Origin of the sequence: Streptomyces canus, assembly GCF_001514145.1 — a bacterium.
Lineage (GTDB): Bacteria > Actinomycetota > Actinomycetes > Streptomycetales > Streptomycetaceae > Streptomyces > Streptomyces canus.
Window position 1 is genome coordinate 264,634 of record NZ_KQ948669.1, and the last position, 20,936, is coordinate 285,569.

16 protein-coding genes are annotated in these 20,936 nt (G+C 71.9%); 6 read left to right on the forward strand and 10 right to left on the reverse strand.

Annotated elements, in window-relative coordinates:
- Positions 1 to 541: 541 nt before the first annotated feature.
- The gene (locus AQJ46_RS36725) at positions 542 to 2,128 is read right to left on the reverse strand and encodes an AMP-binding protein (RefSeq protein ID WP_059209664.1); all 1,587 of its coding nucleotides are present in this window, start codon (positions 2,126 to 2,128) and stop codon (positions 542 to 544) included.
- On the reverse strand, positions 2,125 to 3,792 hold the full coding sequence (locus AQJ46_RS36730; protein WP_059209665.1) for an AMP-binding protein: 1,668 nt from the start codon (positions 3,790 to 3,792) through the stop codon (positions 2,125 to 2,127). Before AQJ46_RS36730 ends, AQJ46_RS36725 begins: the two co-directional genes overlap by 4 nt.
- Before the next feature lie 122 nt (positions 3,793 to 3,914).
- On the opposite strand from AQJ46_RS36730, the gene AQJ46_RS36735 reads away from it, so the two are divergent.
- The 4 genes from AQJ46_RS36735 to AQJ46_RS36750 all read left to right on the forward strand — a co-directional run bounded on the left by AQJ46_RS36735 (position 3,915) and on the right by AQJ46_RS36750 (position 9,498).
- A complete protein-coding gene (locus AQJ46_RS36735) occupies positions 3,915 to 4,739 on the forward strand; it encodes a response regulator transcription factor (RefSeq protein ID WP_404828497.1) in 825 nt (274 codons plus the stop codon).
- Positions 4,740 to 4,902: 163 nt separating this feature from the next.
- Positions 4,903 to 7,728: a helix-turn-helix transcriptional regulator gene (locus AQJ46_RS36740; protein ID WP_059209667.1), complete on the forward strand. Its 2,826-nt coding sequence runs from the start codon at positions 4,903 to 4,905 to the stop codon at positions 7,726 to 7,728.
- A gap of 213 nt (positions 7,729 to 7,941) precedes the next feature.
- The gene (locus AQJ46_RS36745) at positions 7,942 to 8,733 is read left to right on the forward strand and encodes a S1 family peptidase (RefSeq protein WP_059209668.1); all 792 of its coding nucleotides are present in this window, start codon (positions 7,942 to 7,944) and stop codon (positions 8,731 to 8,733) included.
- A gap of 117 nt (positions 8,734 to 8,850) precedes the next feature.
- Positions 8,851 to 9,498, forward strand: a complete 648-nt coding sequence (locus tag AQJ46_RS36750) for a LysE family translocator (RefSeq protein WP_059209669.1) — start codon at positions 8,851 to 8,853, stop codon at positions 9,496 to 9,498.
- A gap of 18 nt (positions 9,499 to 9,516) precedes the next feature.
- On the opposite strand, the gene AQJ46_RS36755 is transcribed toward AQJ46_RS36750, so the two are convergent.
- Positions 9,517 to 10,737, reverse strand: coding sequence for a winged helix DNA-binding domain-containing protein (locus AQJ46_RS36755; protein WP_059209670.1), 1,221 nt, complete (start codon positions 10,735 to 10,737; stop codon positions 9,517 to 9,519).
- 146 nt (positions 10,738 to 10,883) lie between these two features.
- Between AQJ46_RS36755 and AQJ46_RS36760 the strand changes: the two genes are divergently transcribed.
- Positions 10,884 to 12,056 (forward strand): magnesium and cobalt transport protein CorA, encoded by a 1,173-nt coding sequence (locus tag AQJ46_RS36760; protein ID WP_059209671.1) that lies wholly within the window; start codon positions 10,884 to 10,886, stop codon positions 12,054 to 12,056.
- 610 nt (positions 12,057 to 12,666) lie between these two features.
- On the opposite strand, the gene AQJ46_RS59130 is transcribed toward AQJ46_RS36760, so the two are convergent.
- Positions 12,667 to 12,936: a membrane dipeptidase gene (locus AQJ46_RS59130; protein WP_107117394.1), complete on the reverse strand. Its 270-nt coding sequence runs from the start codon at positions 12,934 to 12,936 to the stop codon at positions 12,667 to 12,669.
- On the opposite strand from AQJ46_RS59130, the gene AQJ46_RS56365 reads away from it, so the two are divergent.
- Positions 12,869 to 13,039 carry a hypothetical protein gene (locus AQJ46_RS56365; protein WP_167368249.1) on the forward strand — a complete coding sequence of 57 codons (171 nt, stop codon included), beginning with the start codon at positions 12,869 to 12,871 and terminating at the stop codon, positions 13,037 to 13,039. The genes AQJ46_RS59130 and AQJ46_RS56365 overlap by 68 nt on opposite strands.
- A gap of 262 nt (positions 13,040 to 13,301) precedes the next feature.
- On the opposite strand, the gene AQJ46_RS36765 is transcribed toward AQJ46_RS56365, so the two are convergent.
- From AQJ46_RS36765 to AQJ46_RS36790, 6 genes are read right to left on the reverse strand one after another with little or no spacing between them, the layout of a single operon-like run.
- Positions 13,302 to 14,105 (reverse strand): hypothetical protein, encoded by an 804-nt coding sequence (locus AQJ46_RS36765; RefSeq protein ID WP_159064093.1) that lies wholly within the window; start codon positions 14,103 to 14,105, stop codon positions 13,302 to 13,304.
- Positions 14,098 to 16,461 (reverse strand): hypothetical protein, encoded by a 2,364-nt coding sequence (locus AQJ46_RS56620; RefSeq protein ID WP_063803876.1) that lies wholly within the window; start codon positions 16,459 to 16,461, stop codon positions 14,098 to 14,100. The genes AQJ46_RS36765 and AQJ46_RS56620 overlap by 8 nt, the downstream gene beginning before the upstream one ends.
- A 31-nt stretch (positions 16,462 to 16,492) precedes the next feature.
- Positions 16,493 to 18,124: a GH3 family domain-containing protein gene (locus tag AQJ46_RS36775; protein ID WP_059209673.1), complete on the reverse strand. Its 1,632-nt coding sequence runs from the start codon at positions 18,122 to 18,124 to the stop codon at positions 16,493 to 16,495.
- Positions 18,125 to 18,853 carry a DUF6182 family protein gene (locus AQJ46_RS36780; RefSeq protein WP_059209674.1) on the reverse strand — a complete coding sequence of 243 codons (729 nt, stop codon included), beginning with the start codon at positions 18,851 to 18,853 and terminating at the stop codon, positions 18,125 to 18,127.
- Complete coding sequence (locus AQJ46_RS36785; RefSeq protein ID WP_059209675.1) at positions 18,850 to 20,037, reverse strand: hypothetical protein; 1,188 nt, start codon at positions 20,035 to 20,037, stop codon at positions 18,850 to 18,852. The genes AQJ46_RS36780 and AQJ46_RS36785 overlap by 4 nt, the downstream gene beginning before the upstream one ends.
- A 40-nt stretch (positions 20,038 to 20,077) precedes the next feature.
- A complete protein-coding gene (locus AQJ46_RS36790; protein ID WP_059209676.1) occupies positions 20,078 to 20,929 on the reverse strand; it encodes a TauD/TfdA dioxygenase family protein in 852 nt (283 codons plus the stop codon).
- Between the last annotated feature and the right edge of the window lie 7 nt (positions 20,930 to 20,936).

Genomic DNA, 20,936 nt, shown 5'->3' on the forward strand with positions numbered 1-20,936 from the left:
CGACGGACACGCAGCACTGAGCCAGGGCCTGAGCAGGGTGCGGTCCGGCCTGCAGGTGCGGCTACCGAGGCCGACAATCGCCCGGCGACGGCCCCACCCGGCCCAGCCCACCAGAACCACCGCCCGGCATGCGGCACGCGAGACCGACGACCCGACCCACCGGCTACGGCACCGACTCCACTACACCGAGTACAACCACCGCAGCCGACCCACAGACCGGCGACGGCCCCACCCGGCTATCCCACCAGAACCACCGCCAGGCATGCGGCACCAGAGACCGACGGCCCAACCCACCGGCTACGGCACCGACTCCACCACACCAAGTACAACCACCGCAGCCGACCCACAGACCGGCGACGGCCCCACCCGGCTATCCCACCAGAACCACCGCCAGGCATGCGGCACCAGAGACCGACGGCCCAACCCCCCAGGTGCGACCACCGACGCCGACATGCGGCCGGCGGAAGCCGCACCCGGTCAGGCGGCCAGAACCACCCCGGGCGTGCGACCTGCGAGGCACAGGCATGCGCCGACGGTGTTCTCACTCCTCCGCGTACGTCTCGCGCAGTTCGACCTTGCGCACCTTCCCGGACACCGTCATCGGGAAGGCGTCGAGGATCCTCAGCCGGCTCGGGATCTTGTAGTGGGCCAGCCGCCCCTCGCAGAAGCCGCGGAGATCCTCCAGGGTCGGCGGGTGCGCCGGGTCCCGTGGGATGACGCAGGCCAGCACCTCCTCGCCGTAGCGCTCATGAGGAACCCCGACGACCTGGACGTCCGCGATCTTCGGGTGGCCGTAGAGGAACTCCTCGATCTCGCGCGGGTAGATGTTCTCGCCACCCCGGATGATCATGTCCTTGATGCGGCCTACGATCTCGACGTAGCCGTCCTCGCGCATCATCGCCAGGTCGCCGGTGTGCATCCAGCGTCCGGCGTCCACGGCCTCCGCCGTCTTCTCGGGCTCGTTCCAGTAACCGAGCATCACGCTGTAGCCGCGGGTGCACAACTCCCCCGCTGCGCCCCGGGGTTGGGTGACCCCGGTCGCCGGGTCGACGACCTTGACCTCGATGTGCGGAAGGACACGGCCGACCGTGCCGGTGCGGTGCTCGAGGTCGTCGTCCCTGCGGGTCTGCAAGGACACCGGGGACGTCTCGGTCATGCCGTAGCAGATGGACACCTCCGCCATGTGCATCTCGGCGACCACCCGCTTCATCACCTCCACCGGGCAGGGCGAGCCCGCCATGATGCCGGTGCGCAGGGAGGAGAGGTCGTACGTCGCGAAGTCGGGGAGGTTCAACTCCGCGATGAACATGGTCGGAACGCCGTACAGCGAGGTGCAGCGCTCCTGCTGGACCGCGCGCAGCGTCGCCGCCGGGTCGAAGGACGGGGCCGGGATGACCACGCAGGCGCCGTGCAAGGTCGCCGCCAGGTTGCCCATCACCATGCCGAAGCAGTGGTAGAAGGGCACCGGGACGCAGACCCGGTCCTGCTCGCTGTAGGCGATCAACTCGCCCACGAAGTAGCCGTTGTTGAGGATGTTGTGGTGGGAGAGCGTGGCCCCCTTGGGGAAGCCCGTCGTGCCCGAGGTGTACTGGATGTTGATCGGGTCGTCGCAGGACAGTTCCGGGTACGCCGCGGCACGGCCGCCGCGCCCCAGCAACTCCCCCCAGCTCGGGTGGCCGAAGTACACGACCTCCCGCAACTCCCGGCACCTGCCGCGCACTTCGTCGACCATCGCCCGGTAGTCGCTGCTCTTGTGGCTGAGCGAGGCGAACAGCAGGGACACCCCCGCCTGGTTGAGGACGTACTCGACCTCGTGGGTGCGGTACGCCGGGTTGATGTTCACCATGACCGCGCCGATCCGCGCGGTGGCGTACTGCACGATCACCCACTCCGGACAGTTGACCGCCCAGATCCCCACCCGGTCGCCCTTGACGACCCCGGAGGCGAGCAGCGCGGACGCCAACTCGTCGACATCGGCGCCGAACTGGGCGTACGTCCAACGCCGCCCGGACGGCACGTCGACGAGCGCCTCGCGCTCCGGCCAGGTGGCCACGGCCCGGTCCAGGTTGTCGCCGATGGTGTCGCCGAGCAGCTCCGTCGTGCTCACGCCGTGCGTGTACGAGTTCACCGGAAGTCCTCCTCGCGGTACTCGGCGTCCGACCCCGCCGCCGTCGCCTCACGCAGTTCGATCCGCCGGATCTTGCCGGAGACCGTCTTGGGCAGCTCCGCGAACTCCAGCCGCCGGATCCGCTTGTACGGCGCGAGCGACTCCCTGGAGTGCTCGAACAGCACCTTGGCCGTGTCGGGACCGGGCTCCCAGCCCTCCGCCAGCACGACGTACGCCTTCGGGACCGCGAGCCGCAGCTCGTCCGGCGCGGGCACGACGGCCGCCTCGGCCACCGCTTCGTGTTCGAGGAGCGCGCTCTCCAGCTCGAAGGGGCTGATCTTGTAGTCGGAGGCCTTGAAGACGTCGTCGCTGCGCCCGATGTAGGTCAGGTACCCCTCGTCGTCCCTCGACGCCACGTCGCCGGTCCGGTAGTAACCACCCGCCATCGCCTCCGCCGTGCGGTCCGGGTCGCCGTGGTAGCCGGTCATCAGGCCGACCGGCCGGGCCGACAGGTCCAGCGCGATCTCGCCCTCGGCCGCGCCGGGCGCGCCGGACACCGGGTCGAGGAGCTCCACCTCGAAGCCGGGGCTCGGGCGGCCCATGGAACCGGTCTTCAGCACCTGCCCGGGGCTGTTGGAGACCTGGACGGCCGTCTCGGTCTGGCCGAAGCCGTCCCGGATGGTGATGCCCCATGCCCGTCGGACCTGCTCGATGACCTCGGGGTTCAGCGGCTCGCCCGCGGCCACCACCTCGCGCGGCTTTCGGCGCAGCTGGGTCAGGTCGGCCTGGATGAGCATGCGCCATACGGTCGGCGGTGCGCAGAAGGTCGTGACCCCCGCCCGGTCCATCTCGGACATCAGACGGCCCGCGTCGAAGCGCGTGTAGTTGTGGATGAAGACGGTCGCCTCCGCGTTCCACGGCGCGAACAGGTTGGACCAGGCGTGCTTGGCCCAGCCCGGCGAGGAGATGTTCAGATGCACGTCGCCGGGCCTCAGGCCGATCCAGTACATGGTCGCCAGGTGCCCGATCGGGTACGAGGTGTGCGTGTGCTCCACGAGCTTGGGGCGGGCCGTCGTACCGGAGGTGAAGTACAGCATCAGCGGGTCGTCGGCGAGGGTCGGGCCGTCGGGCAGGAACTCCTCGGAGGCGGTGTACGCGTCCTCGTACGGCTGCCAGCCCTCCGGTACGCCGCCGACGGCGATGCGCGTGTAGTCGCCGGGCACCTCGTCGAACTTGCCGGTGTCCTCGGCCCGCACCAGGACGTGCCGCACCCGGCCGCGCTCGACGCGGTCGCGCAGGTCGGCGGGGCCGAGCAGCGGGGTCGCCGGAATGACGACGGCACGCAGCTTCATGGCCGCGAGGGCCGTCTCCCACAGCTCTGCCTGGTTGCCCAGCATGACCAGGATCCGGTCCTCGGCCTCCACCCCGCGCTCGCGCAGCAGATTGGCGACCCGGTTGGACCGTTCGGCCATCTCGGCGAAGGACAGACGGATCTCGCTGCCGTCCTCCTCGACGATGTGCAGGGCCGTGCGGTCGTTGCCCTCGGCGATGACGTCGAACCAGTCGAGCGCCCAGTTGAAGTGCTGCGGGCGGGGCCAGACGAAGCCCTCGTACGCCGTCGCGTAGTCCTCGCGGTGCTGGAGCAGGAAGTCCCGCGCCCCGCGGAAGTCCTCCGTAGCCGTCATCTTGCGTCCTCCTTGGTGCCGGACCTTGCCGGGCGGCTCTCTGCCATCGTGTAATCCGTGATGCAGGTCTCACTACCCCCGAACGGGGGTGTGTGCCGCAGCGAAGGGACGAGCAGGTGTCGGTGAACCCGGGCGGAGCAGTGGAGATCCGGCGTGCGCTCGCGCGGCTGCGGCGCACGACGGGGCTTCCGGTCGCCTTCGGCGGTCTGGTCGAGCCCGACCGGTCGCGGATCCGGATCAGCGAACTGAGCGGTACGGCCACCACCTCGCTCCTCGCGCTCGCGGTGACCTCGGGCAACGGACTCGGCGGCAAGGCGGTCGCACTGGCCCGCCCGTGCGCCGTGGCGGACTACTCCATGTCCCGGCAGATCAGCCATGAGTACGACGCCGCCGTCGCCGCCGAGGGGCTGCGCTCGGTGCTTGCCGTGCCGGTGGTCGTACGGCGCCGGGTGCGGGGCGTCCTGTACGGCGCTCTGCGGGACGCCCGGCCGCTCGGCGACCGCACGCTGACGGCGGCGGTGGACGCGGCGCGGGACGTGGAGCAGGCGCTGGTCGTCGACGACGAGGCGCGGGACGTGCTGGTGGCGGCGCGGGCCGAGCCGAGGCGCGACGACCCCTCCACGTGGGAGCAGGTCCGGGAGGCGCACGCGGCGCTGCGGGCGCTGGCCCCGCGGATCGGCGACCCGGAGCTGCGGGCCGACCTGCTCGACGCCTGCGCGCTCCTGACCCCGGATGCAGGGGCCTCGAAAGGCATCGCCCTCGCACCGCGCGAGCTGGACGTCCTGGCCTGTGTGGCGGCCGGGGCGACGAACGCCGCGGCGGCGGACAGGCTGGGTGTGAGAGCCGAGACGGTCAAGGCGTACCTGCGGTCGGCCATGCGGAAACTCGGGGCCAGGACCCGTGGAGAGGCGGTGGTCGCCGCACGCCGGGCGGGACTGCTCCCGTGACAACCCGGCTCCTCCCGTAACATTGGTAGACATCTCATTCATTCACGGGTGCTTTGAATTTTTCCATGCGGAACCGGTTGTTATTTCCCTCACCACCTCTTCCCGCCGAATTTCAAAGCACCTTGCCTAATATTGGCCAGGACACGACACAGGGAGGGGAGCGGTGACCGTGCCACGCGACTTCCAGGAGCCCGCGAGATGCCGCCCTGACCTGGTCATCGGCAGGGACGAACTGTTCGGCCAGGCCCGCGAGCAGTTGACCCGCGGCGGCAGCGTGCTCCTGCACGGCCCGGCCGGAATAGGAAAGTCGACCGTCCTGCGGGCCCTGGCCGCGGAATACGGCGAAGCGGCCCACACCGTCTTGCGCTGCTCGGCCACCGAGTCGGAATCCCACCTCCCCTTCCTGGCCCTGGCCGACCTCTTCGGACTGGTCCTCGACGACGTCTCCGACAAGCTGCCCGCCGCCCAGCGCACCGCGCTCGAGTCGGCGCTGACCGGACGCGGTGAGTCCACCCTCCAGCGCGACGGCCTCGCCCTGCGCCTGGCCGTGCTGTCGGCGCTGCGCGCCCTCGCTGCCGAAGGACCCGTCCTGGTCGTCGCCGACGACGTCCAGTGGCTGGACCCCGCGAGCCTGGAACTGCTCGGCTTCGCCGCCCGGCGGCTCGGCGACATACCGGTGCGGATGCTGTGCGCGGTCCGGACCGACGGCCCCGAGTACGACCGCCATCTACGCGCGTTGCCCCCGGACAGCCTCGCCGTCCGCTTCAACCCGCTCACCCGCGCCCAGGTGGCCGCGCTGCTCGACCACCGCGGCTACACCGGCCTGCAGCGCTCCACCGTCCGGGACATCCACCGCACCAGCGGCGGCAACCCGTTCTACGCCCTGGAACTCGGCCGCGCGCTCACCGAGAACCCGACCCCGCCGCGCCCCGGTGAGCCCCTGCCGGTGCCCACCTCGCTCCGCGCCCTGGTGCTCAGCCGCCTGGAGATGCTGTCCGAGGAGGCCCGCCGCACCCTCCTGGTGGCCAGCGCGGGCGCCCGCCCCACCCCGGCCCTGCTGCACGCGGCCGGCCGCACGGACGCCGAGGCGGAGATGGCCCAGGCGGGCGCGCTGGGCCTGCTCGCGACGGAGGCCGAGGGTCCCGCCGTACGCTTCGCGCATCCGCTGATCTCGGCCGCGCTGTACGCGGAGGCGCCCGCACAGGACCGGCGGGACGCGCACCGGGCGCTGTCCACGGCCGCCTCAGACCCGATCGAGCGGGCCCGCCATCTCGCCCTCGCGACCATCGGCACCGACCCGGAGGTGGCAGCCCGGCTCGCCGAGGCCGCGGCCCTGGCCCGGGACCGGGGCGCACCCTCGATGGCCGCCTCCCTCGGGCTGCTGTCGGCCCGGCACACCCCGGCCGACACGGTGCCCGCTCCTGACGTACGACGGCTCGCGGCGGCCGAGGACGCGATCACCGCCGGTGAGCTGGACCTCGCCCGGGACATCGCCCGGGACGTGCTCACCCGGGCCACCGTGCCCGCGGACCGGGTGCGGGCCTGGATCATCGTGATCGACACCGCGGGTCACGCCATGACGGAGGTCGACGCGGTCTTCCCGCAGGCGCTGGCCGACGCGGGCGACGACCCCGAACTGCTCGCCCTGATCCGCTACCAGCTGGCCTGGCGCGCCCTGCTCGTCGAGGGCGACTTCGTCGAGGCCCGCGGGGAGGCCGCGCACTCGGCGGCGCTGGCCGCACGGGCCGGCGACCGCTACAACGAACTGATGGCGCTGTCCTTCCAGGCCCAGCTGGAGACCCTCATGGGCCATCCGGACGCCCCCGCCACCATCAAACGCGCCCTGAAGGAGCCCCAGGACCCGCGGGTGGCCTGCCACCACAACGGCGCCGGGTACTCCCGCTTCCGCTGGCTGATCATGAGTGACCAGCTGCCCGAGGCCCGCGCGACGGTCACCGCGCTGCTGCGCGAGGTGCGGCGGCGCGGTTCGGTCGAGAGCGAAGTGCACTTCCTGCGCGGGGTGGCCGAGACCGAACTGCGCTCAGGACACTGCGGACGGGCCCTCGACCTGGCCCGGGAGAGCCTGATGATGGCCCGGGACACCGGGATCGGCGAGGTGGCCTCGGCCGTGCTCGCCTCCATCGCGGAGGCCTCGGGCGGCAGTGTCGAGCGGGCGCTCGAACTGGCCAGGGAGGCGGTCGATCACGCCGAGGAGAACGGCGACCAGATGTACGAGTCCCGGGGCCTGGCGGTCCTCGGGTACGCGCAGCTCGTCGCCGGGGACGCGCAGGGCGCGGTCCGTTCGCTGCGCCGGGTGCGCGAGCTGGAGCACGGGCTCGGCATCACGGACCCGGCGCGCGGCCGCTGGCAGGGCGACCTCGCCGAGGCCCTCGTACGCATCGGGGAGAGCGGCGAAGCGCAGGACGTCATCGACGAGACGCGGGTGAACGCGCTCCGACTGGGCCGGGAGAGCGTGCTCGCCGTACTGGACCGGGCCGAGGCACTGGTGCGGGCGGCGCGCGGTGAACACGAGGCGGCGCTGGTCCAGTTGACGTCGGTGCAGGATCGTCTCGCCAAGCTGGGCTACGGCCTGGAGGAGGCGCGCGCCGCCTTCGCCCTGGCCCAGCTGCGCACCCGGCGGCCGGGGCCGACGTCGTACGACGAGGCGGCCCGGCTCTTCAGGCGCTGCCGGGCGCTGCCCTGGCTGCGCCAGGTGGAGGCGGCCGCGCTGGCCCGGCCGGAGAAGCCGGAGCCCGCCCCCACCACCGTGCCGGACGGGCTGGAAGGGCTCCAGGGGCTCGAAGGACTGGCCTCGATGGAGCGTCAGGTGGCCGCGCTCGTCATGGAGGGCGCCACCAACCGGGAGATAGCCGCGCGGCTGTTCATCAGCGTGAAGACGGTCGAGGCGACCCTCACCCGCGTCTACCGCAAGCTCGGGATCCGCTCCCGGGTGGACATCGTCCGGCTGGCGGCGGGGCGCCGACCGTAGCCGACGGACCGTCAGAAACGCTCTCCTCAGGGCGGACCGAGGGTTTTCCCTGCCCAACTCCCCTAGGGGGTTCCCTCATTGGGAAGGGGAACTTCCGGGTTCTAGCTTATGAACATGCCGCTCGCCCGGGCATACGGGGGTCGGTCCCGCGACCCCCGTGCACACCCCCACACCCGCGCGACCCCCCACCGGCAACCCTGAGGAGACTCACTGATGTTCGGTCTCACCCGTGCGAAGAAGGCCACCGGCGTCGCCCTGGCGACCGCCGCTGCCGCGGCCACCGCGTTGCTCGGCGCCCCCACCGCCGTCGCCGCTCCCCAGCCCATCGTCGGCGGTACGACGACGACCACGACCTCGTACCCGTTCATGATGCAGATCACGGACGCCTCGCAGAACCAGTTCTGCGGCGGCACCCTGGTCTCCGCGACCAAGGTCGTCACCGCGGCCCACTGCATGGTCGGCGAGACCACCAGCAGCGTGAGAGTCGTCGGCGGCCGCACCTACCTCAGCGGCACCAACGGCACGGTCAGCCGGGTCAGCAAGATCTGGATCAACCCGGACTACACGGACGCCACCAACGGCGACGACGTGGCCGTACTGACGCTGTCGACGTCGATGCCGTACACCACGGCGTCCTACGTCTCCTCGTCCCAGACCAGCCTGTACGCGGCCGGCACCACGGCCCGCATCGTCGGCTGGGGCACCACCTCGGAGAGCGGCAGCTCCTCCAACCAGCTGCGGACCGCGACCGTGCCGATCGTGTCCAACTCCAGCTGTGCCAGTTCCTACGGCTCCGACTTCGTCGCGAGCGACATGGTTTGCGCCGGATACACATCCGGCGGCGTAGACACCTGCCAGGGCGACAGCGGCGGTCCCCTGCTCATCGGGGGCGTCCTGGCAGGTATCACTTCCTGGGGAGAGGGGTGCGCGGAGGCCGGTTACCCGGGGGTCTACACCCGGCTGACCACCTTCTCCAGCCTCGTGACCGCGCAGGTCAACTCGTAGGTCCCCAGAGGTTCTCCTGAGCATCGCTCAGGTGAGAAGCCGGGGGCGTTGCGGGCCACCACGAGCGGCCCGCAGCGCCCCCTGTCCATGTGCGCGATCCGTGTTTCAATGACCGCCATGGTGTCCACGGACCGTGTCCTCGCCTTCGCCGCGATGTCCCTGCTGGTCATCGTCATCCCAGGGCCCAGCGTGCTGTTCGTCATCGGCCGGGCCCTCGCGCACGGCAGGCGTACCGCGGTGGCGACGGCGGTCGGCAACGTCTTCGGTTCCTACCTGCTCGTCGTGGCGGTCGCGGTCGGGATCGGTTCCCTGGTGGAGCGGTCGGTGGCCGTCTACCTGGCGGTGAAGCTGGCGGGCGCCGCGTATCTGGTCTTCCTCGGGGTGCAGGCCTTCCGGCACCGCAAGGAGCTGAAGGCCTCGGCGATCGCCTCCCGGTCCGCCGGACCGGCGCGGGGTGACCTGCGGACGGTGCTCGACGGCGCCCTCGTCGGGGTCACCAACCCCAAGGGCATTGTCTTCTTCGCGGCCGTGCTCCCCCAGTTCGTGGACCACTCGGCAGGGCACGTACCGGCGCAGATGCTGTTGCTCGGCCTGGTCCCGATCGCCATCGGCCTGGTCACGGACACCCTGTGGGGCCTGACCGCGTCGGCCGCCCGCACCTGGTTCGCCCGCTCCGACCGCCGCCTCTCGATGATCGGCGGCGCGGGCGGGTTCACGATGATCGGGCTGGGGCTGACGGTCGCGGTGACGGGGCGGGCGGACTGAACGGTCCCCTTCGGCGGGTCACCCTCCTACGACGGTCCCGAACCGGATGTCGTACGACGTCCCCGGGTGCAGCGTGGCGAGCATCCGCTGCCCCTCCGCGATGACGTCCTTCTGCTCGGCCTTGGTGAGCCGGCCGAAGGGCTCGACGACGAGCGTGTCCCCGGTGAGCTTCCAGACGCCCGCGAGGAAGCCGTCGACGAGGAGCGTGCGGTAGGCCTGGTTGCCCTGCCAGCTGCGGCCCCAGTACTCCTGGGGCACCACGCGGGTGCGGTCGGCGTGGGAGAGCAGCAGGTTGTCGAACTCCGGCAGGAAGCGCGGTGGGGCGGGCGTGTCCTCGGTGGGGCGGGGCGCGTCGGGCAGGTCGAAGAGTTCGACGCCGTTCTCGTCGCGGAAGATGCGCAGCCCGGGTCGCAGCCGCTCGAAGGCGTCGCGCAGGCGGGTGAGTCCGGCCCAGGTCTGCATGTCCTTGACGGAGGCGGGACCGAAGGCGGCGAGGTAGCGCAGGACGGTGGCGTCGGGGGTGGGTTCGGTGGGCACGGGTCCTGCGGACGCGGGCCCAGTGGAGGCGGGCCCTGCGGACGCGGGCCCTGCGGACGCGGGGTCGGTGGGCGTGGGGCCGGCCGGGGCGGGTCCGGCGGAAGCTGGTCCGGCGGGGCGGCCGAGCCAGTGCTCTGCCGTGGTGAGCGCGACCTGGCCGCTTCTCCCCCAGAGTCCGCGCGGGGTGACCTGGACGAGGGGCAGCTTGCAGCGGGCGGCGATGGCGAGGGCCTGCGGGTCGGCGTCCGGCCACTCGGTGAGGAGTGCCTCGCGCAGCTGCTTCATGGTGCGCGGCTCGGCCTCGACGAGATCCCGGGCGAGGACGGCGAGCCGGTCGAGGTCGACGCCCTGAAGTCCCTTGCGGAAGTTGATGAGTTCGCGGTCGCGGGCGGGCTGCACGAGGGGCCGCAGGGCGAGGCAGTCCTCGGCGGTGTGGGTGTGGATGGTCGAGCGCATGGTGACGATCCGGACGACCTCGCGGTCGGCCATCAGCTCCGACAGCTCCTCGGGGGCGAACCCGTCGAGGCGGGCGGCGAGCGCGTAGTACGGCGGCTTGACGTTCTGGGCCTGGAGGCCGAGCAGATGTCCGACGGCGGCCTTCGCGGACAGGCCGGACCGGCGCAGGAGCAGCTGCCGGTCGAGGGTCGCGCGGTTGAGGGCGCGGGGGCTGAGCACGGGGGCCGACGCGGTCGTCTTGGTCATACCGGACACGCTAGAGGTGCTTTCGGACAGGCTCTGTCCGCAACTCTCACCGAGATTCCGTGACGCCTCCCCCTACGATGTCATTTGCCCCGTATACCCTGCTCCGTGATCACGCCGACGTCGGCTCGACCCGAGAGGCAGCCACGATGTCCGAGCGACGCGCCCGCCCCGCCGCGAAGAGCTCCGCCGCCAAGGGTTCCAGGAAGTCCGCCTGGCGCCGTGCCCTGACCCCGCCTTCCGCCCCGCCCCGGACTCCGACGCCCGGCGCCGAACCACCCGCCCCCGGGACGGCCGAGCCGCCGAGCATCGTCCAGGCGGCTCTCTACCGCGACGGCGTGCGCGTCTCCTCCCCCGCGACGCTCGCGGACACCTTCCGCGAACTGCGCGAAGAGCCGTCCGGGATGGCCTGGATCGGCCTGGCCCGCCCCACGGAGAGCGAACTCCTTTCCCTGGCGGCCGAGTTCGACCTGCATCCGCTGTCCGTCGAGGACGCGATGGAGGCCCACCAGCGCCCGAAGCTGGAGCGCTACGGCGACACGCTCTTCGTGGTACTCAGCGCGGCCCGCTACCTGGACGCTCCCGAGGAGGTCGACTTCGGCGAGCTGCACGTGTTCGTGGGCCCGGACTTCGTGATCACGGTCCGGCACGGGGCGGCCCCCGACCTCTCGGCGGTCCGTCACCGCATGGAGCAGACACCGGAGCTGCTGAGTCTGGGCCCCGAAGCCGTCCTCTACGCGATCCTGGACGCGGTGGTCGACGGCTACGCGCCGGTCGTCTCGGGCGTCCAGAACGACATCGACGAGATCGAGACGGAGGTCTTCCGCGGCGACCCGGAGGTCTCCCGCCGTATCTACGAACTCTCCCGCGAAATGGTCGAGTTCCAGCGCGCCACCCGCCCCCTGGTCGGCATGCTGCACTCGTTGATGGCCGGCTTCGCGAAGTACGGCACGGACGAGGAACTGCAACGCTACCTGCGGGACGTCGCCGACCACGTCACCCACACCAGCGAACGAGTCGACGGCTTCCGCCAGGCCCTCACCGACATCCTCACCGTCAACGCGACCCTTGTCACCCAGCAACAGAACGCGGAGATGCGGGCGTTGGCGGAGGCGGGGTTCGAACAGAACGAGGAGATCAAGAAGATCTCGGCCTGGGCGGCGATTCTCTTTGCTCCCACGTTGGTCGGAACCATTTACGGCATGAACTTCGAGGACATGCCTGAGTTGGGCTGGAGCTTCGGATACCCCTTCGCGATCGGCCTGATGGGGGTGGTTTGCGTAAGCTTGTACGTTATTTTCAAGCGGCGGGACTGGCTCTGAGTCCATCTTGCCGAGCTCAGCTCTTGTGCGGTCTTTGCTCTCGCACCAGTCACGGATCGGGGCGAAATCAGCCCTGGGGAGTCTCTGGGGAGAAGTGATGCGGGTGATCTCACCGCCCTCCCTCTGACAGGCTCCTGACCAGTTCTTTTGAGCTTCTATGGGCGCTGGGGAGGATCCGGGGAGAAACGAGTGGCGGCCCGCGTCCCGCTCCCACCACAGCCAGCCCACTCGGCTCCCTGTTTGGCGCCACCCACGCGACGCCGTCGACACTGCGGCACAGGGCGTGATCTCGCCGCCCCGGGCTAAGACGCTGAGCTCGTCGTTGCCGCAGAGCACGGTCACCATCCCGCCGATCGCCGCGGGGTCGACGGAGTAGTCGCCTGTGTCGACGCGGACCTAGTGGGCACGCCCAGGCAGATGTGGACCCGCCTCCAGGACGACGGGTTAACGGGCGGCGGTGCGAGCATCCCGGTCCGATCCGCCTCCCACCCGTCGCTCGTGCGGGTCCCCTCTTCGACGCCATGTCACCCAGGGCGTGGGGACCCGACACGACGATGTCCCTGGCCCCAGGGGGTCGCGGCAGTGGCTACACTGCGCCGCGGTCGCAGCGCTATCGGCCCGACGTAAGCCCTGCCCCATCTCGGCCGGCTCCATGGCCCTGAACGCCTCCTCGGCCACCGCCGTGGCTGGCGCTGACGCGCCGGGACCGGATCGAGCGAGGTGCGGATGCCGCTGGGTACGACAACGCCGTCCAACTCCTGTACCCGCTCGGTGACTTCGCCGAGACGAAGTACGGAACGAAGGTTCGCTGAATGACACCGCCGTTGTCCGGCAGCAGTTGCAGGAACTCGTCGGTGACGTTGCGCGGCGACGGGCACATCGGTGCGGTTGAGTTCGGCGACGATCGAGGTGTTGTCGAGCCGATAGCCGGCGTCGATCTGCTCCAGCTTCGACAGGACGGCCTCGGGCTCGGGCAGCTTTGAGGGGACGTACACCGACCAGAACTGAGCCCCGAACCCGCCCGCCCACAGCCGGGGCAGGTCGTTGTCGCCGACGAGGGCCGAGGTCGGTTCGCCCGCTCTCAGCAGCGAGGGGGGCGATCATGCCTGTCGTGGCCAGAGCGGGCTTTCAGACGTGCAATCGAAGGTCGGAAGTGCTCGGGTTCCCGCGAGCGAATAGCTCCCGTCGGACATGGTTGCCACGGCAGGAGGCGGCCGTACCCACGAGGCGGCGACCACGGCCCCGTCATTTTCGTGTGCGGGCAATGGTGTCGAGGGCGTCGAGTACATGTGCGCCTACTTCGTCGACGGAGCGGTCGGCGCAGTCGACGCGCCGGACCGACAGCTCCGTCCGGGTTTGGGCCAGCCGGTCCAGCACCGCGACGTAGCGCTGCCGGGTCGCCGACAGGAACGCCCGCGTCTCGTGCAGCTCGCTGTCCCGGGCGCGTTCGCGGGTTCGCCGCAGCGCCTGGGTCACGGGCAGGTCGAGCAGAACGACGCCCTCCGGCAAAGTGACACCGAAGCTCCGGCCGAGTCGGCCGAGCAGTTCGTGCGAGGGCAGCGTGCCCCAGCGCAGGACCTCCGTGCCCAGTTCCCAAGGGTCCGCCGTCCCCCCGGCCGCCCGCAGCCAGTCGCGCACCGCCTTCGCCTCGCCCGGCTCCTGCTTGTGCCACCATGCCTCCACATCGCCGCCCGGCTCGGCATCCCGCGCGAGGGACGCGAACATGGGCAGGTACACCAGCGGGTCGACGAGCGGATGCCGGTCGGTGAGCAGCGTCGGACGGCGCCGGGCGGCCTGCCGTTCCGCCGGGCCGAACAGACACAACTGCAGGTAGAGAACGGCGACCTTGAGCTGCACCCGGCCCAGGTCGTCCGCCGCGGACGACGCCCCGGCCAGCGCCGCGGACAGGTCCGCGGAGGGGTCGTTCGGATCCTCGTGTCCCCGGACCGCGTGCACGACCGCGATGTCGTCCCGCTCGCGCAGGCGGTGCAGCACCGTGGTCTTGCCGACCCCGTCGATGCCGACCAGAGCGACCCTCACCTCACTCACCGTCCCGGTTCTCCTCGAGCTGCCAGAGCCGGAAGGCGGTCTCCGCCATCCGGGGCAGGAACGCGAACTCGCGCTGGGTGTGCCCCGCCGCGTACAGCGCCAGGCGAGTCGTCAGGAACTGCCGCAGCGCCAGTCGGTAGCCCTGCCGCCAGTCGCAGCCGTCGACGATCGCCGCCGCCCGCGGCGACTCCTCGGCCACCGCCCGCGCGTGCGCCGCGAGAAACCGGTCGACCTCGGCCGACGTCACCGCGGGGCCGACGGTGAAAGCCAGCAGCTCCACGACGTCGCGCTGGGGCACCCCGACCGTGGCGAGCTCCCAGTCGTACGCCACGATCCGCCCGTCGCGCACCGCGAGGTTGCGCGGACCGAAGTCGTTGTGGACCAGGGTCCGGGGCAGCGTGTGCAGCTCCTGCGTCCAGTACCCGCAGTCCTCGACCAGGCCGAGCAGGACGTCCCGGCGGGCGGTGTCCACGACCTCGGGCGCCTCCGCGGCGGCATGCCGGACGAGGGCGCCCCACAGTTCGCGCGCCTTGGCGAGATGGGCCGGCTCCGGCACATGGTGCAGCCAGCCCTCGGCCTGCAGTTCCTGCTCCCGGCCGAGCCAGTGGGCGTGGACGGGAGCGATGGCACGCAGGGCGTCCTCGATCCGGGCGCCGTCCCACGTGGGGGGCTCGTCCCAGAGCCGTTCCATCAGGATGACGTAGGCCTCGCGCTCCTCGTCCTCGATCAGACCGTGGCAGCGCGGCAGGAGATCCGTCAGCGCCCGCTCCGTGCGCCGGTACACCGAGAGTTCACGCCGGTGCGCGTCGGTGAACTCCGTGTCGGCGCCCCACCGGTCCCAGGCGCCGGCCAAGTCCTCGCCGCACAGGGAGAACAGCCGGGCGATGCCCGCGACGATCTCCTCGCCCCGTGACTTGACCTTGGCCACCAGGTCGAGCGTGGTGGCGGAGCCCCCGCCGTCGGTGCAGTTCACCGTCAGCGGGTGCAGGCCGGTCAGCTTGCGGCGCTCGCCCAGGGCACCGAGTTCGCTGGATATCCCGTCGCCGGCCAGTCGCGTGCCCTGCGTCACCCGGGTGACGTGCAGCCCGGGGTCGCCGAGCCCCTGGGCCAGCACCGGTTGCAGGAGAGCCGCGTCGAGGTCGCCGGGCCGGAGCCACTCCACGCGGCGTGCCCGGCCCAGGCGCTGATGCGCGTCGGCGAACTGGCCGCTGACCACCGCGGCCAGGGTCGAGACGTCGAGGGCGAGGGCGAACCCGGCGACGATCTCGGCGAACCGGCGGGTCCCACCCGCGCCCGCGCACCCCAGGAGGGTGAGCAGTTCGCGCTGGTGCGGGAGCCCCGTCCCGCCGCCGACGGTGCCCACCACCAGGTTGGGGAGCAGGATCGTGGCGATCAGGTCGTCGCCGTCGGTCTCCACCGAGAAGACGGACACCCCCGACTCGTGGACACAGGCCACGTCCTGGCCGGTGGCGACGAACAGTGCGGCCACGACGTTCGCGGCGTTGACCCCGTACCCGAGCATGCCGGCCTGCTGCGCCCCGAGGACCGTCGCGGTGTGGCTCCTCACCATGGCCTCGGGTGTGGTCTTGAGCACGGCGGCCACCACGTCGCGGTGCAGCCGGCACTCGGCGGTGACCCGGGTGCCGCGGCCCGCCAGCATGGATCCCGCGGTCGCCTTCTTGTCACCGCTGAGGTTGCCCTCCAACAGCAGGTTCCGGGGACGCAGTTCGTCGTCGTCGGCGAGCGCGTCGGTCAGCCAGCGGCAGATCTGCCAGGTCACCGCCGTCGTCATGTTCTGGCCGGCGGCGTCGGCCGTCTCGTAGACGAAGCGCAGGTGCAGATAGCGGCCGATCTGGTGGGGGTCGACGTCGATCAGCACGGCGTGCCGGGACACCAGGCGCACCTGTTCGTCCAGCGTGCCGCGCCGCTCCCGCAACCAGGTGGTGAACCGGTGGGCGGCGGTGATGTCGGCGAACTCCAGCACGGGTGCGCGGGTCATCCGCTGGGACAGCACCTTCGTCCGTACTCCCCCGGAGGCGGTGAGGGCTCGCGCGCCCCGGGACGCCGACGCGACCAGCGCGCCTTCGGTGGTGGCCAGCGGCGCGACCACGCTGTCGCGCACCGCGTCGCCGTCGAACAGCAGCGGTCCGGCCAGTCCCACCGGCACTTCGACCGCGCCGAGGAAGTTCTCCACGTTGCCGACCAGGTTGCGGGCGGTCAGCGCGGTGCCGTCCAGCGAGGCGAGGGCGGTGCCGCTGCGTTCGCGCAACCAGGTCAGCCGTTGTCTGCGCGCGTCCTCGGTGTACTGTCCCCGGCCCGGAATGACGTCCTCCCGGCCCGGATCGGCGTCGGTCATGCGTCCCTCGTTTCGTGACATGGCATCGGCATCAGACGGCGTCCCCGGCCCGGGTGGCGACGATCCTCGCCCAGGTGTCGTCCGCGGGCATGAAGATCCGGTCCTTGACGCGCGGCGGGCGCTGGCCGCCGCGCACCACGCGTTCCCACTCCCGCAGGAAGGCGTCCTCGTGCACGGTGATCACCTCGACCGGGCCGATCCGGCCGGACCTGCGTCCGGAGCCGTAGCCGGGGCACTGCTGCGTCAGCCGTACGTCGAGGGCGGCGGCCAGGGCCGGGGCCGGCGGCCCCTCGAAGGCGACGGCGACCTGGTGGTGCCCGGCGGTCCCGTCCGTGCCGGGCACCGTACGAAAGGTCGCGTTGCGGATCTCCGCTCCGGTGTCCTGGCAGGCGGCGCGCAGGGCACGGACGGCCATGGCCTCGGTCAGCCGTTCCCCGGCGGCGGAACGCACGACGTCGCGTCCGGCGTACTCGATCCGCGGTGTGCGGCCGACCCGGCCGACGACCCGGACCACGTCCGTGACGGCGCACCGGTACATGCCGCCCACGTGGCTGAACACGAGGTGGTAGTCCTGTCCCTCCTCGATCTCGGAGGCGAGCAGTGTCTCGCTGTCGGCGGTGACCGGTCCGTCCGCGGGGACGAACTCGTAGACACAGCCCGGCAGGTAGAGCGGCGCCCCGGTGGGATGCAGGTCGACCGGCACTCCGGCCGGGCCCTCGCAGGACGCGATGGGCGCGGCGAGGGTGCGCACGCCCGGGCCGTAGGTCTCCCGCACCCGGGGCAGGTAGAGCGAGGCGAGCGCGCTGTTCCAGACGAGGACGGCTCTCAGACGGGGCCAGAGGTGATACGGCAGGACCGTGCCGAACGTCTTGGCGTACCGCGCTATCTCGTCGGCGCGCTCGGGACGGGGCGTGGTGTGCGGCCGGCCGTCGAGGGTGCCGGCCCTGATGTCGTCGACGAGCCGGGGCCACAGGGTGCGCAGTTGGTACGGCAGTCCCGCGACCATCGACGGGTTGATTCCGACGACCACCCGGACGTCCTGTTCGGCGGCGAGGCGCAGCTTGTAGTAGGCGCGCTCCCAGGGGTCGGCGCCGGCCAGTTCCTCGGGTATGCGGCTCCAGGGGGCGTCGTTGCCCGGGCCTACGGCCGAACTCTCGCCGAAGCGGCGGTAGTCGACCTGGCTGGCGCCGATGTGCGGCTGGCCCTTGCGGGTCGTGGCGCGGGGCGCGGTCGGATCCTGCCACAGGTTGAGCACACCGCCCGCCGCCGCCTCGGGCACGGTCCGCAGCAGCGGGGCGAAACTGGCGTGGTAGAAGGGCAGGAAGGTCCACTGCATGTAGGTGCGCGTCACCGGGATGTGCTTCTCCCGGCCGGTGCTGCCGCTGGACGAGAAGTAGACGACCGGCTCGTCCGCGGTGAGCACGCCCGGTTCGCCGTCCATGGCCCGCTCGATCCAGGGCATCAGGGCCTCGTGGGTGCGGATGGGCACCGCCCTGCGCAGTTCGTCGACGGTGCGGACCGCGGCGAGCCCGTGCTCGCGGCCGAACGCGGTGTCCGCGTTCTCCTCCAGGATGCGGGTCAGCAGGTTGCGCTGCACCTCTTCGGGCCGGTCCAGGCTCTCCAGGAGCCGGCGGTGCTCCGCCAGCACGCGTTCGGCCTCCATTCAGCGGCCTCCTTCGTCTCGGGTCGGGGTGAGCACGCCGTACAGGCGCAGCCGGTCGGGGTCGGTGTCGCCGGGGGTGATCCGGGTCTGGACCGAGGCGGCGCGGGCGGGATCGAGCACGGCGGGGAAGTCGGTGACGTCCAGGGTGTCGGCGTGCGCGACGCTGAGGGTGTCCCCGGGCCGGACCAGACCGCGCAGCACCGCCTCGCTGATCAGGTGGTGGACATGCACCAGGTAGGCGCCGGTGCTCACGCCCGCTGTCGCGAGGCTCACGTCCACGACCCTGCCCGTCGGGCGGCCCGTGACGGGCACGGTCAGCGGACCGGCCGGCACCTCGACCGGTGCCGGGCCCCGGAAGGCCCGCAACAACCGTGACAGCGGGGCGAGTTCGCGGCGGGGGGCGGGGCCGTACCAGGCCAGGTCCGCGGTCGGGGTCGCGTGGCGGTACGCGTGGCGGGGAGCCACGCTGGCGGGCCGGCCCGCGAGGAAGACGGTCCTGGTGAAGGCGCGGTACCAGCCGTCCCGCAGTACCTCCGGGATCGCCAGCGCGAAGTCGGCGGCGCCGCCGAGGAACGCGGCCGGGTCGAGGTCGGCCACGACGACGGCGACGCTCAGACCCGGCGGCGCGGGCCCGCCCCGCAGCCCCCGCTGGACCGCGTCGAGGCGGGCCAGGGCCGCCGGCGCCAGCGGATCTGTGGCAAGGGGCCGGGTGTTCGCGGCCGTGCTCATGTGTAGATCGCCCGCAGCTCGGGGGCCGGGGGGCCGGATCGCCTGCCCAGCAGGGCCGCCGTCAGCCGGTACGGGTCGACGTAGCCCTGCTGGGTGCGCAGCAGGGACAGGGTCGCCGCGAGGGATGGCGCCGACCCGCTCGTGCCGTCGGCCGGCGTCTGGCCCAGCAGACGGGCGGCGCGGCCCACGCAGCGTCGCAGCAGGGGCATGCGGAAGGGCTGCGCCGAGCGTCGGTGCAGGGTGCCGGTGAAGTACAGCCGCATCCCGAGCCGGTAGGCGGCCCGGTCCGCCGTTCCCTCGGTGGCGGCGAGATCGCCGAGCGTCGTGCCCTGCCAGCCGCCGTACCGGCTGGAGCGCGGCGCGCCGCCCACGGGCACCCGGCTCAGCGGCAGTCGTGCCGTGCGGGCGCCGAACTCGGTCAGGACGCGGTCGAGGAGCAGGTAGTCGGCGGCGATGTCGTCGTCGTGGACGAGCAGGAAGAGCCGGCCGGGCCGGATCAGCGGGACCAGCTCGCGCAGGATCGGCAGCAGGTAGTTGGGGTGGCCGTCGCCGCCGATGAGCCGGCGCAGCGGCAGGCCCCAGCGAGGGCCGTCCAGGTGGACGGGGCCGCCGAAGCGCCGGTGGTCGACGAGCAGCCCCCGGTCGGCGAGAGCGTCGAGCATCGTCTGCGCGGTGGTGGTGAGCGGGCGGTCAGCGGCCAGCCCCAGGTCTGCGACGCCCAGTTGGTCCAGCTGGGCCCGCCACAGGTCGAGCATGCGCCGGCCTGCGGGATGGATCCAGCCCTCCCGGTCCGCTCGCGTCAGGTAGTCCCCGAGTGCCCGGCGGTCCGTGTCCCGGAGGTCCGTGTCCCGGCGCTCGGCATGGAAACGGACGTACCGTTCGCCGATCCGGATGTCCGACTCACGGCTCCAGTCGGTGTCCGGCTCGGTCAGGTCGAGGTGGTGCCAGAAGGCCGTCGCCTGGGTGGTGACGGTGGCCATGCGGTTGTTCCAGACCAGTCGTACGCCGCCGACCCGGGCGCTCGCCTTGACCAGGACGTCCGTCCACAGCAGACCCTTGACGTGGGTGGGGGTGAGCGGCTTCGTCGGAGTGATCGTCACGGGCGCCACGACGAGTTCACCGGCCGCCGCGGAAGCGGTCGGCTCGGTCCGTCGTGGGGGTGTGACCGGCGTGTGCGGGGCCACCAGATGCTCCTTTCTCCGACGGGGGCGGGAACGTTCCGGGTCACGGCTCCCCGGCGATGGTGATCCGGCGGGTGATCTTGCGCAGGCCCGCCGCGGCCGGGACCGCCTTGTGCAGGACCGAGGCGTTGTCCCAGACGAGCAGGTCGCCCTCGGTCCAGCGGTGCCGGTGCACACGGGAGACGTCGGTCGCGGTGTCGTACAGGAGCCGGAGCAGTTCGGCGCTCTCGGCGGCGGCCAGGCCCTCGATGTCCCGCAGCCAGTGCTGGTTCAGCCGCAAAGCGCTGCGGCCGGTCTCGGGGTCCTCGGACACCAGGGGGCGGGTGAAGTCGCTCAGTTGGTCCAGTTGCCGGCGCCGGTCCTGTTCCGAGAGCGTGACCGTCCTCATCGCGACGGCCCGGTCCATGTCGCGGGAGGCGATCTCCCGGCACGGGTAGCTGCCCCGCAGGCCGGACACCGTCTGCCGCACCTGGTCGGGCAGTGCCCGGTAGGCGGCCCGCATGTCCGCGAAGAGGGTCTCGCCTTCTTCGGCCGGTGCCTCCTGGCAGTACAGGAGCGTCACCGAGGTCGGGGGCTGGGCGAACGACCCGTCGGCGTGCCAGTACTGGCCGCCCGCGTTGGCACCGAGGCCGCGTACGTTCGTCTGGAGCCGGATGCAGGGGTGGCCGGGCACCCGGTGCTCGGGCGGGAAGACCTCTTCCGGCCGGCCGAACCGGCGCGCGAAGGCGCCGTAGACGTCGTTGTCGTCCGGGAAGCCCACCAGGTGGAGGACCCCGAACTCGCGCAGCAGGGCGCGCAGGGTCGATCCGGCCAGGGAGCCGGAGCCGGAGTCGTCCGGCGAGAACCCCTCGATCCTCAGCCCGAGACCGAACTCCGTCAGTCCTGTCATCTTCATGGCAAGC

Bases quoted from the DNA above. Each gene is read 5' to 3' on its own strand.
- AQJ46_RS56620 (WP_063803876.1), bottom strand. From the start codon at position 16,461: ATGACCGACGCCGATCCGGGCCGGGAGGACGTCATTCCGGGCCGGGGA.
- AQJ46_RS36760 (WP_059209671.1), top strand. From the start codon at position 10,884: ATGTCCGAGCGACGCGCCCGCCCCGCCGCGAAGAGCTCCGCCGCCAAG.
- AQJ46_RS36730 (WP_059209665.1), bottom strand. From the start codon at position 3,792: ATGACGGCTACGGAGGACTTCCGCGGGGCGCGGGACTTCCTGCTCCAG.
- AQJ46_RS36745 (WP_059209668.1), top strand. From the start codon at position 7,942: ATGTTCGGTCTCACCCGTGCGAAGAAGGCCACCGGCGTCGCCCTGGCG.
- AQJ46_RS56365 (WP_167368249.1), top strand. From the start codon at position 12,869: ATGACACCGCCGTTGTCCGGCAGCAGTTGCAGGAACTCGTCGGTGACG.
- AQJ46_RS36780 (WP_059209674.1), bottom strand. From the start codon at position 18,853: ATGAGCACGGCCGCGAACACCCGGCCCCTTGCCACAGATCCGCTGGCG.
- AQJ46_RS36790 (WP_059209676.1), bottom strand. From the start codon at position 20,929: ATGAAGATGACAGGACTGACGGAGTTCGGTCTCGGGCTGAGGATCGAG.
- AQJ46_RS36775 (WP_059209673.1), bottom strand. From the start codon at position 18,124: ATGGAGGCCGAACGCGTGCTGGCGGAGCACCGCCGGCTCCTGGAGAGC.
- AQJ46_RS36750 (WP_059209669.1), top strand. From the start codon at position 8,851: ATGGTGTCCACGGACCGTGTCCTCGCCTTCGCCGCGATGTCCCTGCTG.
- AQJ46_RS36755 (WP_059209670.1), bottom strand. From the start codon at position 10,737: ATGACCAAGACGACCGCGTCGGCCCCCGTGCTCAGCCCCCGCGCCCTC.
- AQJ46_RS59130 (WP_107117394.1), bottom strand. From the start codon at position 12,936: ATGTGCCCGTCGCCGCGCAACGTCACCGACGAGTTCCTGCAACTGCTG.